A 17,620-nucleotide genomic window follows, 5' to 3' on the forward strand; every position below is an offset into this window, starting at 1 on the left:
CTCTACAACTCTTCCACGACGATATTTCCATTGGTGTACACGCAAATTTCGGAAGCGATTTTCAGGGCTTCGCGCGCAATATCCTTCGCTTCAAGCTCTTGCGCATGACGTTTGAGCGCCCGGGCGGCAGATAAAGCAAAGCTGCCTCCGGATCCGATGGCAATCACATCATCGTCAGGTTCGATAATCTCCCCGCCGCCGGAGATCAGAAGCATACTGCTTTTGTCCATAACGATCATCAGCGCCTCCAGCTTGCGAAGTACGCGGTCGGATCTCCAGTCCTTGGCCAACTCCACCGCGGCACGCTGCAGATTGCCGTGATGTTCCTCAAGTTTGCCCTCGAATTTCTCGAACAGCGTAATCGCATCGGCCACCGAACCGGCAAAACCGGCGACTACCTGGCCTCTGTAAAGGCGGCGCACTTTTTTGGCCGTCTGCTTCATAATCATATTTTCGCCAAACGTCACCTGGCCGTCGCCAGCAATGGCCGCATTTCCGTTGTGGCGTACGGCGCAAATCGTCGTTGCGTGAAATGACATCTCCATACCGTCAAGCCTCCTCGTTTAAACTTCCGTCTTTACCTCAGAAATGCCATATGCTTCAATAAATTCGGCAATACTCGCCAAAGAGCGGTTTGCAAGCGCCTCGTTTTTTTCTTTTTTGTTGCGAATTTTCTTTCCAAGCCCCGGCAGCAAACCGAAGTTCGCATTCATCGGCTGGAAATGCTCCGGATCCGCATGAGTGACATAATGTGCCATGCTTCCGATTGTACTCGTATCAGGCAGGATAACCAGTTCCTCTCCCTTGGCCTTTCTGGCGGCGTTGATGCCCGCTATAAGCCCGGAAGCGGCCGATTCAACATATCCTTCCACTCCTGTCATTTGACCGGCAAAAAACAGGTTTTCATTTGTTTTGAGCTGATAGGTAGGTTTGAGCAGGCGCGGCGAATTGATAAACGTATTGCGATGCATGACTCCGTAACGCACAAATTCCGCATTTTCAAGCCCAGGAATCATGGAAAATACCCGTTTCTGCTCGCCCCACTTCAAGTGGGTCTGGAAACCTACAAGATTGTACAGCGTACCGGCCGTGTTATCTTGACGGAGCTGTACTACCGCATAAGGAAGTGTCCCTGTATGGGGATTGACCAGCCCAACCGGTTTCATCGGGCCAAACAAGGCAGTCTGTTTGCCGCGTTTCATCATGACTTCGATCGGCATGCAGCCTTCAAAATAAATCTCTTTCTCGAATTCCTTGAGCTCCGCGACATCAGCCGTTACCAGCGCGTCATAAAACCTGTTGAACTCCTCTTCCGTCATCGGGCAATTGAGATAAGCGGCCTCGCCTTTATCATAACGGGAAGCCAAATATACCTTGCTCATGTCAATAGAGTCTTTTTCGACAATCGGAGCGGCAGCATCGTAAAAATAAAAATACTCTTCGCCCATCAGCTCTTTGATTTCTGCCGAAAGTGACGGCGAGGTCAAGGGACCTGTCGCGATAACGACGATCCCCTCTTCTGGTATATGCTGTATTTCCTCATTTACCACTTCAATCAGTGGATGATTATGCAAAATATCCGTAATATCGCCGGAAAAACCGTCCCGGTCCACGGCCAAAGCCCCTCCGGCCGGAACAGCGTTTTTATCCGCCGATCTCAAAATAATGGAATTCAGCATCCGCATCTCTTCTTTAAGCACGCCAACGGCGTTGGTTAAACCATTGGCTCTAAGCGAGTTGGTGCACACCAGCTCGGCAAACTTGTCCGTATGGTGGGCAGGGGTTTTTACCACGGGCCGCATTTCATATAGTTTCACCGGCACGCCGCGGCTTGCGATCTGCCAAGCAGCTTCGCTGCCTGCCAGACCTGCGCCGATGACGGTCACCTGTTTTGTTTCAGTCAACTTCATTACCTCCTATGCTGCAAACGGACATGCTGTTATATAATTTCATCATTCATCATTATCTTCATTCTCTTCGATTTCTTGGGTAAAGTCACAGGAAGTACATTGCAGCCTTGCCCCTTGTTTATTTCGCTTTTCAACCATCCATGAGCCGCATTTCGGACAAGGAACATCCGAAGGGCGGTCCCAGGATACGAAATCACATTCGGGATAGCGGTCGCATCCGTAAAAAATCCGCCCCTTCTTGCTCCGGCGTTCCACAACATGCCCTTCCTTACATTTGGGGCAGGTCACGCCGATATCCTTGACGATCGGCTTGGTATTCCGGCAATCCGGGAACCCGGAGCATGCCAGAAATTTGCCGAACCGTCCCAACTTGTAAACCATCGGTTTGCCGCATTTATCGCAAATCTCGTCGGAAACCTCGTCTTCGATCTCGATCTCTTTCATTTCCTCTTCAGCGACTTCCAAACGCTTTTCAAAGGATTGATAGAATTCTTTAAGAACCTTCACCCAATCTTCCGAACCCTCTTCCACATGGTCAAGGTCCTCTTCCATATGAGCGGTGAATTCGGCATCCAGAATCTCCGGGAAAAACTGCTCCATCTGTTCGATAACAAGTTCGCCCAGCTCAGTAGGTACGAATTTCTTGTCTTCGATCGCAACATAACCCCGTTTTTGGATCGTTTCCAGCGTCGGAGCATAGGTACTCGGGCGGCCGATGCCCAGTTCCTCCATCGTCCGCACCAGACGCGCTTCGGTATAGCGCGGAGGCGGCTGCGTAAAATGCTGCTTCGGATCGATTGCTTCCTTTTTCACTTTATCGCCCGGCGCAAGTTCTGGCAGAAACTTCTCTTCTTCCGTCGTGCCGTCGTCATTCCCTTCAACGTAAACTTTCATGAAGCCGGGAAAACGCACCTTGGAGCCCGAGGCGCGGAATACGGCGGTGCCGGCGGCAATATCAACCGACATCGTGTCGAGCAGCGCAGAAGCCATTTGGCTGGCTACAAAACGCTCCCAAATCAATTTATACAATCTGAACTGGTCGCGGCTCATAAACGATTTAACGGATTCCGGATCGCGAAGTGCCGACGTCGGCCGGATAGCTTCATGCGCATCCTGGGCATTAGCCGCTTTTTTCGAGTATTCACGTGGGGTTTCAGGTATAAAATCGCTGCCGTATTTGCCCTGGATATACTCTTTGGCTTCTTCCTGAGCGGAAGCGGCAATCCTGGTGGAGTCAGTACGCATGTAAGTGATCAGACCAACCGTACCTTCTTTACCCAGCTCAACGCCTTCATACAGCTGCTGGGCGACGGACATGGTTTTGGCTGCGCGGAAATTCAGCTTGCGGGCCGCTTCCTGCTGCAGGGAGCTCGTCGTAAACGGCGGCGACGGATGCCGCTGGCGTTCCTTCTCCTTGACCTCCGCCACCTTGAAGGTAGCTCCTTTAATCGCCTTCAGGACTTCGTTGACATCCTCTTCCTTCGAAAGCTCCTTCTTCTGCCCGTCAAGCTGATGGAACTTCGCTTCGAACACGGAGCTGCCCTTAACAAGCTTGGCAGTGATGGACCAGTATTCTTCAGGAACAAAAGCGTCAATTTCATTTTCGCGGTCAAGAATGATCTTGACGGCAACCGATTGAACGCGTCCGGCGGACAGACCTTTTTTTACTTTCTTCCATAATAATGGGCTGATCTTGTAGCCTACCAAACGGTCGAGGATCCGTCTCGCCTGTTGGGCGTTCACCAGATCCATGTTTATTTTTCGCGGTGTTTTGAACGCATCCTTCACGGCCTGTTTCGTTATTTCGTTGAATACGACCCTGCAGCTTTCCTTGCCGTCCAGTTCAAGCGCATGTGCCAAATGCCAGGCAATCGCCTCTCCTTCGCGATCGGGGTCGGCTGCGAGATAAACCTTTTTAACCTTTTTGCTCGCATCTTTCAATTCTTTTAAAACAGAACCTTTTCCGCGGATCGTAATGTATTTCGGATTGAACTCATTTTCTATTTCAACCCCGATTTGGCTTTTTGGCAAATCGCGAACATGGCCCATGGAAGCCTTTACGATAAATTTGCTGCCTAAATACTTGCCGATCGTTTTCGCCTTGGCGGGCGATTCCACGATCACCAGTGAATCAGCCATCGGTTCATCCTCCTCTCCATCAGTCACAAATCTTTCATTCATTAATCAATTTATATCCTATATATAGCACCAGGTAATTGGGTAATCTGCTTTTTTATGATTAAAGATATCAGAACTGAATGCAAATGTCCAAAGTCCCACTGGCTTCTCTCCAGCAGCTCGTCAAGCGTGAACGGTCCCTGCTCCAGTATATGGTATAGTCGCAGCTCATCTGTTGTCAAATGACCTTCTCCGCTCGTTGAGGTTTCTTTTACCTGACGTTCCCTATTGTATGTATTCTCAGCCCCGTTTGGCAACCATGAATCATATTCCTCCAAAATATCCGCGGCGCTGCACGCCATTTTCGCCCCCTGACGGATTAAATTAAGCGCCCCCCGGCTTTTGGGCGAAGTCACCGGACCCGGCACCGCAAATACATCCCTTCCCGCATCCAGCGCCGCATCGGCGGTAATCAGCGATCCGCTGCGTTCATCGGCTTCTACCACCACCGTTCCTAGAGTCAAACCCGCAATGATGCGGTTGCGCTGCGGAAACAAACCCGGATGCGGTTTCGTACCCGGAGGATACTCCGTAACAATCAAACCGTTTTCCGCCATTCTCGCAAACAAAGCCCTGTTCTCGGGAGGATATACGACATCCATGCCCGTAGCCATCACTGCAATCGTCCCACCTCCGCATAATAACGCAGCTTCGTGGCAAATGCTGTCGATTCCTCTGGCTAATCCGCTTACGACTATCATTCCCCCGGCACAAAGCCCTTGTGCCAGTTCTCCCCCCATCTTGCGCCCGTAGGAGGTTGGGACTCTGGTCCCGACCATGGCTACTGCAGGCTCATGAAGCAATTCTGTTCTCCCTCTTGTATACAAAACCGGGGGAGGGTCGGGGCTCTCTTTAAGCAGCACGGGATATCCGCTGTCCAATATCGTAATCATGCCAATTTGCGTATCCCGCTTCCTCTCTTCTTGTTTTTGCCGAATTTCAGGCTTGTTAATCTCTTTTGCCAGCCGTTCCGACAATTCGACAGAAAAACCTTTATTCTCCCAATCTTTGCGTTCGAACTCAAGAAGCTCCTCTGTCAGCAGCCCTTCTCTCATGAGGCGGGCGATATTTCTTCTGCCAATCCCCTTGACTTCATGCAAAGCGATAAGCAGCCACCGAATATCCATTAAACTCACTCCTTAAACCATTTTGAAAACACCAAAAAAAGCAACCTTTTATTCCCTCAAAGAGGAAATAAAAGGTTGCTTACCTTTGAAGCTATAATAACCCGAAACCGGATTAATGTGTCAAGCATTTATCCAGGATGCCGCGTTCTTCCAGAACGCTGACAAGCGTGGAGCCCATTTCGGAAGGCGTTGGAGCGACTTTGATGCCGCACTCTTCCATTTTGGAGATTTTCTCTTTGGCTGTACCTTTGCCGCCGGAAATAATGGCACCTGCGTGGCCCATACGTTTTCCCGGAGGAGCGGTTACGCCGCCGATAAAGCCCACAACCGGTTTGGTCATGTTGTCACGGATCCATTCAGCCGCTTCTTCTTCGGCCGTGCCGCCGATTTCGCCGATCATAATAACTGCATAAGTATTCGGATCTTCGTTAAAGCGTTTGAGTACATCGATAAATTCCGTGCCTTTTACAGGGTCGCCGCCGATGCCGACTGCCGTGGATTGACCGATGCCGCGTGTCGTCAGCTGATGAACGGCTTCATAAGTAAGCGTTCCGCTGCGCGATACGACGCCGACATGTCCCGGAGTATGAATATATCCAGGCATGATGCCGATTTTGCATTCGCCCGGCGTGATGACGCCCGGACAGTTTGGTCCGATCAATACGGTTTTTTTGCCTTCCATATAACGAGCAACTTTCACCATATCAAGCACAGGGATACCTTCGGTAATACAAATGACAAGCTCCATTTCGGCTTCCACAGCCTCCATGATCGAATCGGCCGCAAATGCAGGCGGTACGTAAATGACGCTTGCTGTAGCGCCAGTAGCTTTTTTCGCTTCAACCACCGTGTTGAACACGGGCAAACTTGCGGTGCTGCCGTTTTCAAGCTCGATATCGACGGTTGTGCCGCCTTTGCCTGGGGAAGTTCCCCCTACCATTTGGGTTCCGTAATCAAGTGCGCCTTTTGCATGGAAAAGGGCGGTTTTCCCGGTGATGCCCTGGGTAATCACTTTTGTATTTTTATCCACCAAAATACTCACGATTCATTCACATCCCCTGTTCTTTTTAAAGTGCATGTTCAAAAAGGTCGGTTTTCAGCACCGAGAAGATTGAAAGAAGATAGGGACTTCAGGAGCGGAGCGTACGTTTGGGTACGTGAGCACCGGAAGGCCCGGCTGAATTCAAGATTCGATGCCGCATCCGCTTCCTGATTCACTCGTGTTAGATATAGAATTTATTCGTTATCAGCGAATGCTGATGAAATTCTATATCGCAAGAAAAACTTCCGCTAAACGCGGTCTGTCTTCTTCGAGAGTACGTCAATAGACGTTTTTCTTATCAAAAGCGGACTTTTTGAACAACCTCTTAAAGGTTCCTATTTTACGAGCGAGACGATTTTTTGCGCACCATCAGCCATGGAATCGGCAGGAACGATGTTCAAGCCGGAATCGGACAGAATTTTCTTGCCCAGATCCACATTGGTTCCTTCCAGGCGCACAACCAGCGGCCGCGTCAGTCCAAGCTGCTTCGCAGCTTCGACAACACCTTCGGCAATGACGTCGCAACGCATGATTCCGCCAAAGATATTGACGAAAATGCCTTTTACCTGCTCGTCGGAAAGGATGATCTTGAATGCTTCCGTGACTTTCTCGGTCGTTGCGCCGCCCCCAACATCCAGGAAGTTGGCAGGGTCGCCGCCGTAATATTTGATAATGTCCATCGTTGCCATGGCCAGGCCTGCGCCATTTACCATGCAGCCGATATTTCCGTCGAGAGCGATGTAGCTCAAGTCATATTTGGATGCTTCGATTTCTTTTTCATTTTCTTCGTCCAGGTCACGGAGTTCCTGAATATCCTTGTGGCGGAACAACGCGTTGGAGTCGAAGTTCAACTTGGCATCCAGCGCCATCACGTTGCCGTCACCTGTTACGACCAGAGGATTAATCTCGGCGATCGAACAATCTTTGTCCACGAATGCTGTATAAAGGGCCATCATAAATTGAACAGCCTTATTTACCAGTTCTTTAGGAATGTTGATGGCATAAGCAAGACGACGAGCCTGGAAAACCTGCAGTCCTACGGCCGGATCAACCACTTCTTTGAAAATCTTCTCAGGAGTTGCCGTAGCCACTTCCTCGATTTCGGTACCGCCTTCTTCCGAGCCCATCATGACGACACGGCCGGTTGCGCGGTCAACAACGACTCCCACATAATATTCTTTGCGGATATCGCAGCCTTCTTCGATCAGGAGGCGTTTCACTTCCTTGCCTTCCGGACCGGTTTGATGCGTAACAAGCACTTTACCGAGAATTTCTTCGGCATATGCGCGGACTTCATCAAGATTTTTGGCTACCTTGACGCCGCCGGCTTTGCCGCGTCCACCCGCATGGATTTGCGCCTTAACAACCGTAACCTGACTGCCCAGCGATTTTGCCGCTTCGACAGCTTCTTCCACAGTATAAGCAACCTTTCCGTTCGGAACGGCAACTCCGTACTGCTTCAATACTTGTTTTCCTTGATATTCATGGATATTCATTTACGGAATCCTCCTATCAACATGACTGCTACAAGGCGGGCTATCATCTTTTGGAAAATAATATAAACCCAAGCTATTGTATCATGTTTTTAAAACGCTTACCTTAATAAACTGAGTGCTCATCGACAGCTTTTTGATATCGATATAATCCGTTTAAGAGAATGTTTGGAAATTTTTTACATCTAATTTGGGATCAGCCGGATTTCCCGTCCCTTTGCATATTCACTTCATGTACCCGATCCAACAGCTTCTTGAACTCTGCTAATAGCCGGTTAAATTCGCCACCACTCATGCAAATTTCATTTGCCATCGCTTCCGGAACGATCGTGGCCCGATCTCTTAGTTTCACGCCTTCTTCAGTCAGGGTAATAATGACCTTCCGTTCATCTTCGGTGGAGCGTTCCCGGTTGATGAGGCCTGCGGCCTGCAGCCTTTTAAGCAGCGGAGTTAGCGTCCCCGAATCCAAAAAAAGCGCCTCGCCAAGCTCCTTTACGGTACATTGTCCCTGCTCCCACAGCACCATCAAAACCAGATATTGCGAATACGTCACACCCAATTTATCCAGATACGGCTGGTAAAATTTTGTGATTTCGCGCGAGCAAGCATAAACGGCAAAACATAATTGATTCTCCAGTTGAAGCTGGGGAATGATCTCTTTGGAATTCATGCTGCTTCCATCACCTGCCTTCAATTGCTAATATTATCACATGCAGCGAAAAATATTAACATATTCAATCTTTATGTTTACAATTAAATTGTTTGTTATTTATTTTGTGCGCAATTTTTCTATGTTTTATGAACCTGAAAGTTCTATGGGCGATAGCAAAGACCGAGGAGCCTTGGGGTGCATAACTGAGTGACTGCATGTTGCTATCAGAGCGTAGTATGGCGTTGCATGACAGGGGACAGCCGTTTGCTGGCACCAGTGCGCGGGGCGTGGCACTGCATGATGGAGGTCAATCGCTTGCACAGCTTCGTTTGTAAATCTAACGAAATGCGGGCTGTTATGGCGCACGGGCTTTTAAAGGGGCGCGGTGTCACTGCGGTTTGTGAGTTTTATCGAGGGGCGGAGTCGCTTTGGCGTGCGAGTTTTATCGAGGGCCAGCGTCGCTGTGGCGTGCGAGTTTTTAACGAAACTGGATATCGCTATTTGCAACAAAAAAGACATTTGAAAATTCTTACGAAACTAGGTATCGCTATTGAGGCAAATAAGTGCCCTTATGACTGTTTTTATCCCCAATAACGATATGTAGTTTCGTCCCTCGTATTTAAGGTGTTGTCTCACGAATACTCACTTATTCGCAGGATTTCGCCGCCTTATAAAAACAGAACGAGAGCCGGAATGAGGAGTAGACACCGCTTTTTTCAACAAACGAGCGTGCAGGAACAGAAGCTACGCTTATGCGCACTTCGTGGGTGTTGGTATACCGCACGCTCCACTTGGCCCTTGGAGGTTCACCCTCCCATGTCTCAACGGATCATTGTCCTTCCATTCCTTCGTCATACCTGTCCAAGGCGTGGAGACCGATGGCGTTTAGATGACGGGTCTATGCCCTTGCGAAACTACCACTCGGTTCTCTGTGCATATTAGAAATCCTGCGAATGAGTCAATATTCGTAAGACGACGGGGCAACTGCCACGGGATCGATGGATCAGGGTTAGGCGACCTGCTCCACACCGATCTCGGAGCGATACGTCTCTCCACGCTGGATCATCCCGATGACGATCCGGGCCAGCTTGCCGATTAATTTGAATAACGATGCCATCTTCTTCATGCCCTTGTTCAAGTTGTGTTCATGCCACCGTTTGAAGTCCGGGTTTTCACGCACCAAGGTGAGTATAGCCAAAAAGAAATATTTGCGCAGCGCACTGTCTCCGCGTTTGGAGAGCTTGATCTGGCCTTTGTACTTGCCGGAAGTTCGCTCAGCCAGATTGAGCCCGGCGCGGCGCAAGAGCTGCCGCCCATGGGCATAGCGACCAAGATCGCCGGTGAATCTCAGCAAGGCTGCGATCGTGGTCGGGCCCATCCCGGGGATGCTCTGCAACTGTTTGGCCATGGGGATCTTCCCCAGCAGCGCTTCGACTTCTTCCTTCATCTCTTGCAGGTGGCTTGTAATCTGGTCGTACGCCGTCAGCAGGCGCTGCAGATCTCGCCTTGCCTGCTCCAATCCCTCGGTACGGCCAATGCTGCGTTTGGCCGCCTGGATGAGTTGGACCGCCTTCGCTTTCCCGGTAACTCCACCCGGGCGTCTCATGCCTTGTTCGTGCCAGCGCTGGATGACTTCATCGGCGTTCAGGTCCTGCACCTCGCACGGTAAAGGAAAAGCCCGCAGGGAAGCCAGCGAGCGCTCGGCCTTCCAGTCTTTAAAAACAAGCTGGAACTCCGGAAAGTACATGTCGATCCAGCGGACGATGCGATTACCCAAACTGATAGCATATTTCACCCAGAATTCCCGATCGCTCATCAGCGTCTTGAGTTGCTCCAATTGGCCTGCTTGCGGGGTAAACTCGGTATAGAAGCCGCGGCTGACCGCATCAGCAATGGTTAGGGCATCCTTGGCATCGTTTTTGGACGGGCTATTGTCACGGTTCTCCTTGTTGCGATGCGTCACGACTGGGTTCACCAGGACGACCTCGATTCCTTGTTTCCGCAGCCAATGGGCTAGATTAAACCAGTAATGTCCGGTCGGCTCGAGGCCGACGATAACCGATGTCAATCCCTGTTTCTTCTGTACTTCTTGGGTAAAGCGCATCAGCCTCTCAAAGCCTTCGAGCGTATTGGCAAAGGTCAGGTGCCGCCGCGTGAGTACGATACCGCGGAAGTTGGTCACTTGAGCGACGTGCTTCTCTTTAGCGATGTCGATCCCCACGATAGCGTGCTGGGTGGTAATTCGTTCAATCCGTTGATTTGTAACTTCAATTCGAGTAAACTTCATAGTAGGCGCCTCCTGATAGGTTTTTAGGGCATTTGACCCGTGACACCCCTATCATACGAGGCGCTCCTGTTTTTTTCAAAGACCATTTTCTTAGCCTACACAGGAATGTTTAAAATTGACTTGCCCTTATTTTTGAGGTAATAGCGCTCCGTAGTTTCGTTAGAGTTACAAAGAGTAGGATGATCGTCGCTTTAACTTTTCAGCTGACCCGTCTATGGCGCTTCATGTTTATTCGCTGGACTGTCCAAGCTTTTAAAAGAGACTGCCCTATAGAAGAGACTGCCCATATAGAAGATACTGATACTGAGAAAGTCTAGTTTATGAAAAGTAAATAATATATCCCAAGGGAAACAGCCATTAGAATGGTCTCCAAGGCTCGTTTCTCATTGAGTGGGACATATCTGCCCCTCTTAAATCCCTGGGAATTTTCAAACCAGCACTCTCTCGTTGCTCTCCCCTTGTAGCAGCATTTTTTACTTATTGGCCGCAACTTTCACATTGGATTTACTTTTTCACATTGAATTTTCTTTTTCGCATTTAGTTTACTTTTTTCATTGGATTTACTTTTTTCATTGTATTTACTTTATTTCATTGGATTTGCTTTTTCAAAATGGATTTTTGCTTTTTTTGTATTCAAAAAGCCTAAACTTGACATTTCGCGGCTTCAATCTTACAATTTGGTCAACATCATTATCCGAAAATAAGGAAGCACCTTTTTTCGCCCGGAAATACGGCGTTGTGAGATCCACGGCGTCCGAAAATCCCGCGAGGAAGGTGCTTTTATCGTATGTATGGAAAAATGTACAGTGCATGTTTATACGGAATTGACGGGGTGCTGATACAAGTCGAAGTCGATATTTCAAATGGTCTGCCTCAGACATCTATTATCGGCCTGCCGGATTCGGCGATTCGTGAGGCTGTCGAGCGTGTGCGGGCAGGAATCAAAAATTGCGGTTTTACTTTTCCTTTGCAGCGGACGACGATCAATTTGGCGCCAGCCGATTTGAGAAAAGAAGGTTCCGCCTTTGATCTGGCCATCGCACTCGGCATCTTATGTACCAGCGGGCAGCTGGCCCTTCCGCAGCGGGAGCGGCTGCTTCTGATCGGCGAGCTGGCGCTTGATGGCAGTCTGCGCCCGGTTACCGGCGTACTGCCGATGGTCGACCGCGCGAAACGCGAGGGTTTCTCCTCCGTAATGCTCCCGAAGGCGAACGCGGCGGAAGCTGCTTTAATTGAGAATGTGAATATTTATGCACTAGAACACTTGAATGAGCTGTTTGCTCTCGGGGAAAAGGAAGCTGGACTTGCTCCCAAGGATAAGAGCTGTCCGCTCTCCATTTCCTCTTTGGCCAAACTCCGGTTCAAGGAAGCCCTTTGCCAAGTTTCTGCAACACACACCACAGAGGATTATGCCGACGTGCTTGGCCAGCATCATGTGAAACGCGCCCTGACCATTGCCGCCGCCGGCATGCACAATATTATGCTGATGGGGCCGCCGGGCACCGGCAAAACGATGCTGATCAAACGTCTGCCCACCATCCTCCCGCCCATGACGGAAACAGAAGCGCTGGAAACGACCAAAATCTTCAGCGCTGCCGGAAAATTCAAAGAGCCTTCAGCGGGACTCCTTCGGACCCGGCCTTTCCGCTCCCCGCATCATACCATTTCGACCGGCGGCCTGATCGGGGGCGGCACGATCCCGAAGCCGGGGGAAGTAAGCCTTGCCCACCGCGGTATCCTGTTTCTTGACGAGCTGCCTGAATTCAACCGGCAGGTGCTTGAAGTGTTGCGGCAGCCGTTGGAGGATAAATGCGTAACGATCAGCAGGGCAAGAGCCGTGCATACATTCCCGGCGAAGTTCATGCTCGCGGCTTCGATGAATCCTTGTCCGTGCAGATAACACCTCAGGCATGTATATAGTCAAGAAGAAAGCTGTTAACATTGCCGATATTCAGTCAAATTCACAATCATTTGGAGGGCGAATTAGGACAACCCGGATATCTGCTAACCTTACAATCAGAGAGTTAGCATTCTTGGCTGGTCTTTCTCCCGAAGCTATCTCCATGATCGAAAATGGGGCTAACTGCCCCTCTCTTCCAACTTTAAGAAAACTATCCGAGTGTTTAAGCAAACCTATATGGTATTTGGGTTGCTTTGAAGATATGCCTGAGGACACTCTTGGGGATCGAGTCAAAAAGGCTCGATATTATCATGGATATTTTATTGAAGAGGCTGCCAAGCACCTAAGAGTAGACCCACGATCACTTACAAACTGGGAGAAAAACAGAACAACCACCTCAAACAAGTATATTAATCAAGTGAATGAATTTATCTCTATATTATATAGATGAGATTAAAGAAAGGCTCCGCTGGCTATATGCCGGCGAAGCCTCTTTATAAACTTGCTGCTATAATATCATCAAATTTAATCCATTCCCAGTCATTATCGTACCTCAGCTTGATTTCCTGGCGGAACGAATTAATGACGGTGACAAACCCGCTCGCCTGTTTATCCTCATATGGATCGTAGAGCGTGAGAGTCACTTCCACATGCTCCTTAAGCGACACCATCAATGTCTGGCCGATCTCCTGCCACTCCTGCTCGTCGATGACCGGTCGCGGACGCGAATCCTTATGAGTCATGTACAAACTGTACGCTTCGCGGTGTTCTGGAAGCATCAACCGTGATGATTCGAATAAGCCGTTCCCCTCAAGTTTTTTTGCCATGCTATGTGCCCCCTAGTATTGTGTCCAGTAGTCCGTATTACCGCTTGTTGGCCTAGCTGGCTTCTCTCGCTGTTCCCATCCTTGCAGTATTCTAATCGACTCAACAAGCTTCTTGTTGTCCCAAATGATATACAACTGATCCTCTAAGTTAATCAATGCGCGAGTAATATCCTTTTGGGTTTTGCCGGTCTTGATCATCAATTCATCCATTGACGGCATCCGGCGCCGACCTGCTGAGTAATTATAAAGGATTCGTAGTATCTTCCGCTCAATATCTGCAAGCATTCATTAAGCCCCTTTCGCAGCTGGCTTCCATGCCAAGATGTTCTCTATCCGAAATGTTCGCGGAGATCCCGTCTGCAAACATCTTGCCCGAACCAGTCCGTCGCAAATTCCTTTTACCTCAATTCGTCGCTGAGTAATCTTACCCTTCGATCCAAATATACAATTTCTACAGTATGGCCGATATATTTGTTTGGCATAGAAGCCACCTCCGAATAAGAACGTTTGTTCCTATTATATACAAACATTAGTTCGATATTCAATGTAAACTTAAGTAAACAAAGGTAATATATCGTTGACGTCGAATGCTATTTTATAAGGAGTGGTTTAAATGATCCAAGAATTAAAGATAGCTGCCAGATACGGCCAAAAGGTCATCTTGCGGATCCATGACGGGGATGTATTAACAGGGAAGGCAGAACTGTCAGCAGATCCTAGCCGAATTAAGATACGAACATCTGAGGGGCCTGTATGGGTGCCTTACGAGGATATCGAGCATGTTGAACGATTGGTGAGAATACATTAAACGAGAAAAAGACCCTACCGATCATGGTAGGGTCTTCGTTTTTCTAAACACTTGGGATTTACTTTTGAATGATTACCTTGCGTACCTTTCCGATCCAGTCAACAACGTTGCCATCGGCTGCCTCAACAACTTCCCTCACTGGGGCGTACGTGACATCTCCCTTAAGTTGACTGCCTATGATCTGTTTACCGTTTACTGTAGCATGCTTGCCGTCCCATCCGACCTTAGCTCCCAGGGCATCCGCTACTGCCCGCACTGGGGCTGTTACCAAGCCGTTTACAAAGACTCCTGAGCATATTTTCTTTCCATTAAGTTCGATGGTTGCTTCTTCGCCATTGTTCCCAGTTTCCGTCTTTTCTGCCCCTTTTGATCCTCGAAGTTTTACAATCTCAGTAACAAGCCGTGTGCCGTATGATGATGACGGCGCCCATTTAGCTCCAAGTGCATCCACTGTCTTAGCCGTGCCACGTAAATATTTGAAGTGGCGGGGATCGGGCGTCTCCTTTTTCGGATATCCAGCTGCGCCCGCATACAAGGCGAGATGATCAAGATGGGCTGTGATGCCTTCCCGCCAATCCTTAAACCGCTTGTGTGCAGATGCCTGATAATCTCCACCGCCGGTAGTAATTTTAAGCCCGCATGGATTATGATAGCTCGCGTCGATGCCTGCTGCGCTCCGGCCGTCACGGTACATGTAGCCTGTCTCATGTCCAAATTGGACGTATGCGATGGCTGGGTCCACTCCACCACGCTCCGGGGCCAGTTCCCAATATAGTTTGGCCAACTCTACAAATTCGGCTGGAGCCTTGTTCGTTCGCGCCCACTCCTTAGCCTGATCAACCGTTGCAGTCGCTGGTCCCAGGATATTTATTGTTCCGCTTGCTGGGAGCTGCTGGGTGCGTTTCTGTAGTTTTAAATACTTTGCTATACCAGCAACATGTCCGGAAACAAGTGCCTCAATGACTTCCAGCCTTTTAAGACGTGCGGCATCAGCAGCTACATCGACAAATAGATTCTCCGTTAAAACAGCGGGCATACGCGATTCACGGCACATGTGCAGGTTCTTCTTCTTTTGGCCGCGGTCGATTACTCTGTATTGCTTTAGGCGGCTCATAATCTCCGTATGGAGTTCATTTTGCAAGGCTGTTGTCGCTGCGTTGTTTGTGCCGTTGTAGGTATATGACTCAAAACCACCTGAACCACCACCAGCGTTGCAATGGATGGATACTAATAGATCGGCTCCTGCAGCGTTGGCTTTATTGGTGCGATCCTTAAGCTCAAGGAATACGTCTGTACTCCTGGTGAGTAGCACCTGAACGCCTTCATAGTCGCTTTCTAGCTTTCGTTTGATCGCTAGTGACACCGTAAGTACAATATCCTTTTCTTTTACTCCATTACCTACAGCGCCCGAGTCCTTGCCGCCGTGCCCTGCGTCAATCCATACCTTTTTCATCGTCATTACCTGCCTTTTTAACTTGTTTTAAAAGTTGGTTTCCATAGACTGCAAATGCACCGGCCAGAACGCCCTGAATAAGTGCTTCCGGTCCAAACCCAAGCATCCATACCGTGATCAGCACCGCAACCAGTGTTACGATATATACAATGGTCCAATCAGGTACACGCGGCGTTTGTTTAAGGGCATATCCGATCACCCAACATAAAGCGACGACAACTAGCAATCTGGTATCGATCAGTCCGTAAATAGTATCCCAATCCATTTAATAGCATCCTCTCAATATATTATTCTTCCAACCGGTCGAGCCGCTTGTGCGCTTGCTTGGCCGATTCCTCAACTCGTGTTACGCGCGTAGACAGATCATCCACCCGCTGACCTTGCATGCGCAGATCGACCTTGATGTCATCGACTCCTCGCTTGATATACTCGACGTCCGTATGCAGTGATGCGCCGGCACCAGCCTCCTGTGCAACGTCATGTTTTACTGCTCGGGCTCTGCCAAGCCACCCCAGCGCAATGCCGCTGATCGCGGAAATTACGGCTACTATCGCTCCCCAGTCCATCCCATCACCTCTTGAATAGCAAAAGTAATGCCCCCAGATCGGCTCCGAGGGCATAAAACACTACAAATATTTTAGAGCAATTCATTAAAGCCCCTTTCGTTTTCGGGGTCATAGTCTCGGATCGCTTGTTTAACGTCCGTTCCTGCCTGGATCGCTTCTTGCATGGGTTTCTCAAACAATTCAATAAATTTATCAATGGGTGTATAAATCGCATAGAATCCTTGCTGATTTTCCCATACGATGATATTCCCCATAATGGGATGATCGTCAATTACGTAATAGTTTGATCTAACCCATGATTCCGGTGTCATATGATTTCCCCTCCTTAGCTCGGTATATATCCTTGATAGTAATTCAAGGTTGTTTCATAGCTACTTTGGCACTGGATGTTGACAGAGCTGTAACCAAAGTTATTAATGTACACATTCTGTTGATGAGTATTGTTGAATTTATAACCATAGGGAAACGCAAAACCAGAGTTATTATCATTTCCGTCATTGTAAAAGGCGAAAGCTGTATACTGCATGCCTGCTGGCGCTGGAATATCTTTATAACTATAAGCAGGTATAGTAACTTTGCCTGTTGTTGCGTTAGGAGATGGTGGATATACGGGGTCCACATAACCAGAGCCGTTATGGTAGCCCTCCGGTATAGTTACTCTTTGATTTGTGGGAGTAAGTCGCATATTCCCTCTATTTGGCATCGTCCCTTTTGCTTCGCCGTCATCATTCGTAAATGTTTTCCCTGCTAATACGTCCCCTGGTTGGGCGTTCCCACCACCTCCTTCACCCTGTAAGATAAAAGCCGATCCGTCCCAAAACAATGTGTATACACTAGCGTAGAGCTTCGCGTTGTTGCCGTTAGCCTTTTTGATAGGATGTGACGTGCCATCATTGATCTTAAGTATTGGAGCTGTAGAACTTGCGGCATTGAATTTTATAGTAAATTTTTGATTTACGTCGATAGGTACAACGGTTGTTATGCTGAAGGCATCTCCGTTATTAGAGGTTGTACCGAGATACGGTACGAGATTGACAAATGCCGATGAATCTAGCTCTTGTAAAGTGATTCCCTTAGCCATCTGTGTTCATCTCCTTTCTAAGTTTTAGCTATGAGCAAGGTTAGTTCAGCAATAGTGGTATCGGCGCAAGATTTCCCCGTTCATTAAAATAACCCTCGGAGCGATCTGAAGGCAAAATAAAAACGCCTATGCGGCGCTGGTTTATAATACTGTTCCGTTTACGACTTCGGTAACGACTGTTTTAAGATTGAAAAACTGTGGCACTTCTTCGAGATTATATGTCCCAACCAGTACCAAACTAACCCAAACCTTAACCAATCCGCTATCCTTCGTAAATTGCATGATCATTCACCTCC

At 48.7% G+C, this 17,620-nt stretch carries 20 protein-coding genes; 4 read left to right on the forward strand and 16 right to left on the reverse strand.

What is annotated here, in order from left to right; translation table 11 throughout:
* Positions 1-2: 2 nt before the first annotated feature.
* From hslV to L6442_RS22060, 7 genes are all read right to left on the reverse strand, one after another.
* Positions 3-545: an ATP-dependent protease subunit HslV gene (gene hslV / locus L6442_RS22030; protein WP_194230521.1), complete on the reverse strand. Its 543-nt coding sequence runs from the start codon at positions 543-545 to the stop codon at positions 3-5.
* A gap of 18 nt (positions 546-563) precedes the next feature.
* The gene (gene trmFO, locus L6442_RS22035; protein WP_194230522.1) at positions 564-1,904 is read right to left on the reverse strand and encodes an FADH(2)-oxidizing methylenetetrahydrofolate--tRNA-(uracil(54)-C(5))-methyltransferase TrmFO; all 1,341 of its coding nucleotides are present in this window, start codon (positions 1,902-1,904) and stop codon (positions 564-566) included.
* Positions 1,905-1,952: 48 nt separating this feature from the next.
* A complete protein-coding gene (gene topA / locus L6442_RS22040) occupies positions 1,953-4,049 on the reverse strand; it encodes a type I DNA topoisomerase (RefSeq protein ID WP_212980572.1) in 2,097 nt (698 codons plus the stop codon).
* 50 nt (positions 4,050-4,099) lie between these two features.
* Entirely contained in the window at positions 4,100-5,215 is a 1,116-nt protein-coding gene (gene dprA / locus L6442_RS22045; protein ID WP_212980571.1) for a DNA-processing protein DprA, read from the reverse strand.
* A gap of 112 nt (positions 5,216-5,327) precedes the next feature.
* A complete protein-coding gene (gene sucD / locus L6442_RS22050) occupies positions 5,328-6,257 on the reverse strand; it encodes a succinate--CoA ligase subunit alpha (protein WP_212980570.1) in 930 nt (309 codons plus the stop codon).
* 335 nt (positions 6,258-6,592) lie between these two features.
* Positions 6,593-7,753, reverse strand: coding sequence for an ADP-forming succinate--CoA ligase subunit beta (gene sucC / locus L6442_RS22055; RefSeq protein WP_212980569.1), 1,161 nt, complete (start codon positions 7,751-7,753; stop codon positions 6,593-6,595).
* 193 nt (positions 7,754-7,946) lie between these two features.
* Positions 7,947-8,420, reverse strand: a complete 474-nt coding sequence (locus tag L6442_RS22060) for a MarR family winged helix-turn-helix transcriptional regulator (RefSeq protein WP_194230527.1) — start codon at positions 8,418-8,420, stop codon at positions 7,947-7,949.
* Between the two features lie 246 nt (positions 8,421-8,666).
* Between L6442_RS22060 and L6442_RS22065 the strand changes: the two genes are divergently transcribed.
* Positions 8,667-8,996: a hypothetical protein gene (locus L6442_RS22065; RefSeq protein ID WP_212980568.1), complete on the forward strand. Its 330-nt coding sequence runs from the start codon at positions 8,667-8,669 to the stop codon at positions 8,994-8,996.
* Between the two features lie 415 nt (positions 8,997-9,411).
* Here L6442_RS22065 and L6442_RS22070 read toward each other — a convergent pair whose 3' ends face one another.
* Entirely contained in the window at positions 9,412-10,689 is a 1,278-nt protein-coding gene (locus L6442_RS22070) for an IS110 family RNA-guided transposase (protein ID WP_237100039.1), read from the reverse strand.
* Between the two features lie 799 nt (positions 10,690-11,488).
* Here L6442_RS22070 and L6442_RS22075 point away from each other — a divergent pair.
* Together L6442_RS22075 and L6442_RS33175 are read left to right on the forward strand one after the other, a co-directional pair.
* On the forward strand, positions 11,489-12,589 hold the full coding sequence (locus L6442_RS22075) for a YifB family Mg chelatase-like AAA ATPase (RefSeq protein WP_373871816.1): 1,101 nt from the start codon (positions 11,489-11,491) through the stop codon (positions 12,587-12,589).
* 10 nt (positions 12,590-12,599) lie between these two features.
* A complete protein-coding gene (locus L6442_RS33175) occupies positions 12,600-13,040 on the forward strand; it encodes a helix-turn-helix transcriptional regulator (protein WP_212978697.1) in 441 nt (146 codons plus the stop codon).
* A 43-nt stretch (positions 13,041-13,083) separates the two neighbouring features.
* Here L6442_RS33175 and L6442_RS22080 read toward each other — a convergent pair whose 3' ends face one another.
* Positions 13,084-13,416: a YolD-like family protein gene (locus L6442_RS22080; RefSeq protein ID WP_212978698.1), complete on the reverse strand. Its 333-nt coding sequence runs from the start codon at positions 13,414-13,416 to the stop codon at positions 13,084-13,086.
* Positions 13,417-13,428: 12 nt separating this feature from the next.
* Positions 13,429-13,701, reverse strand: a complete 273-nt coding sequence (locus L6442_RS22085; protein ID WP_212978699.1) for a hypothetical protein — start codon at positions 13,699-13,701, stop codon at positions 13,429-13,431.
* Between the two features lie 328 nt (positions 13,702-14,029).
* Between L6442_RS22085 and L6442_RS22095 the strand changes: the two genes are divergently transcribed.
* Complete coding sequence (locus L6442_RS22095; RefSeq protein WP_212978700.1) at positions 14,030-14,224, forward strand: hypothetical protein; 195 nt, start codon at positions 14,030-14,032, stop codon at positions 14,222-14,224.
* Positions 14,225-14,282: 58 nt separating this feature from the next.
* On the opposite strand, the gene L6442_RS22100 is transcribed toward L6442_RS22095, so the two are convergent.
* The 6 genes from L6442_RS22100 to L6442_RS22125 all read right to left on the reverse strand — a co-directional run bounded on the left by L6442_RS22100 (position 14,283) and on the right by L6442_RS22125 (position 17,606).
* A complete protein-coding gene (locus tag L6442_RS22100) occupies positions 14,283-15,677 on the reverse strand; it encodes an N-acetylmuramoyl-L-alanine amidase (RefSeq protein WP_212978701.1) in 1,395 nt (464 codons plus the stop codon).
* Positions 15,658-15,942, reverse strand: a complete 285-nt coding sequence (locus L6442_RS22105; protein ID WP_212978702.1) for a phage holin family protein — start codon at positions 15,940-15,942, stop codon at positions 15,658-15,660. Before L6442_RS22105 ends, L6442_RS22100 begins: the two co-directional genes overlap by 20 nt.
* Before the next feature lie 22 nt (positions 15,943-15,964).
* Positions 15,965-16,297 carry a hemolysin XhlA family protein gene (locus L6442_RS22110; RefSeq protein ID WP_237100040.1) on the reverse strand — a complete coding sequence of 111 codons (333 nt, stop codon included), beginning with the start codon at positions 16,295-16,297 and terminating at the stop codon, positions 15,965-15,967.
* Between the two features lie 17 nt (positions 16,298-16,314).
* Complete coding sequence (locus L6442_RS22115; RefSeq protein ID WP_212978703.1) at positions 16,315-16,554, reverse strand: hypothetical protein; 240 nt, start codon at positions 16,552-16,554, stop codon at positions 16,315-16,317.
* Between the two features lie 14 nt (positions 16,555-16,568).
* On the reverse strand, positions 16,569-17,324 hold the full coding sequence (locus L6442_RS22120) for a hypothetical protein (protein ID WP_212978704.1): 756 nt from the start codon (positions 17,322-17,324) through the stop codon (positions 16,569-16,571).
* Between the two features lie 141 nt (positions 17,325-17,465).
* The gene (locus tag L6442_RS22125) at positions 17,466-17,606 is read right to left on the reverse strand and encodes a hypothetical protein (protein ID WP_212978705.1); all 141 of its coding nucleotides are present in this window, start codon (positions 17,604-17,606) and stop codon (positions 17,466-17,468) included.
* Positions 17,607-17,620 lie beyond the last annotated feature (14 nt).

The sequence above is a fragment of the Paenibacillus azoreducens genome (assembly GCF_021654775.1).
In the GTDB taxonomy this organism is placed as follows: Bacteria; Bacillota; Bacilli; order Paenibacillales; family Paenibacillaceae; genus Paenibacillus_AQ; species Paenibacillus_AQ azoreducens.

Coding starts and splice junctions, on each gene's coding strand:
- hslV (WP_194230521.1), bottom strand. CDS start 545: ATGGAGATGTCATTTCACGCAACGACGATTTGCGCCGTACGCCACAAC.
- topA (WP_212980572.1), bottom strand. CDS start 4,049: ATGGCTGATTCACTGGTGATCGTGGAATCGCCCGCCAAGGCGAAAACG.
- dprA (WP_212980571.1), bottom strand. CDS start 5,215: ATGGATATTCGGTGGCTGCTTATCGCTTTGCATGAAGTCAAGGGGATT.
- sucC (WP_212980569.1), bottom strand. CDS start 7,753: ATGAATATCCATGAATATCAAGGAAAACAAGTATTGAAGCAGTACGGA.
- L6442_RS22060 (WP_194230527.1), bottom strand. CDS start 8,420: ATGAATTCCAAAGAGATCATTCCCCAGCTTCAACTGGAGAATCAATTA.
- L6442_RS22070 (WP_237100039.1), bottom strand. CDS start 10,689: ATGAAGTTTACTCGAATTGAAGTTACAAATCAACGGATTGAACGAATT.
- L6442_RS22075 (WP_373871816.1), top strand. CDS start 11,489: ATGTACAGTGCATGTTTATACGGAATTGACGGGGTGCTGATACAAGTC.
- L6442_RS33175 (WP_212978697.1), top strand. CDS start 12,600: ATGTATATAGTCAAGAAGAAAGCTGTTAACATTGCCGATATTCAGTCA.
- L6442_RS22080 (WP_212978698.1), bottom strand. CDS start 13,416: ATGGCAAAAAAACTTGAGGGGAACGGCTTATTCGAATCATCACGGTTG.
- L6442_RS22085 (WP_212978699.1), bottom strand. CDS start 13,701: ATGCTTGCAGATATTGAGCGGAAGATACTACGAATCCTTTATAATTAC.
- L6442_RS22095 (WP_212978700.1), top strand. CDS start 14,030: ATGATCCAAGAATTAAAGATAGCTGCCAGATACGGCCAAAAGGTCATC.
- L6442_RS22100 (WP_212978701.1), bottom strand. CDS start 15,677: ATGAAAAAGGTATGGATTGACGCAGGGCACGGCGGCAAGGACTCGGGC.
- L6442_RS22105 (WP_212978702.1), bottom strand. CDS start 15,942: ATGGATTGGGATACTATTTACGGACTGATCGATACCAGATTGCTAGTT.
- L6442_RS22110 (WP_237100040.1), bottom strand. CDS start 16,297: ATGCCCTCGGAGCCGATCTGGGGGCATTACTTTTGCTATTCAAGAGGT.
- L6442_RS22115 (WP_212978703.1), bottom strand. CDS start 16,554: ATGACACCGGAATCATGGGTTAGATCAAACTATTACGTAATTGACGAT.
- L6442_RS22120 (WP_212978704.1), bottom strand. CDS start 17,324: ATGGCTAAGGGAATCACTTTACAAGAGCTAGATTCATCGGCATTTGTC.
- L6442_RS22125 (WP_212978705.1), bottom strand. CDS start 17,606: ATGCAATTTACGAAGGATAGCGGATTGGTTAAGGTTTGGGTTAGTTTG.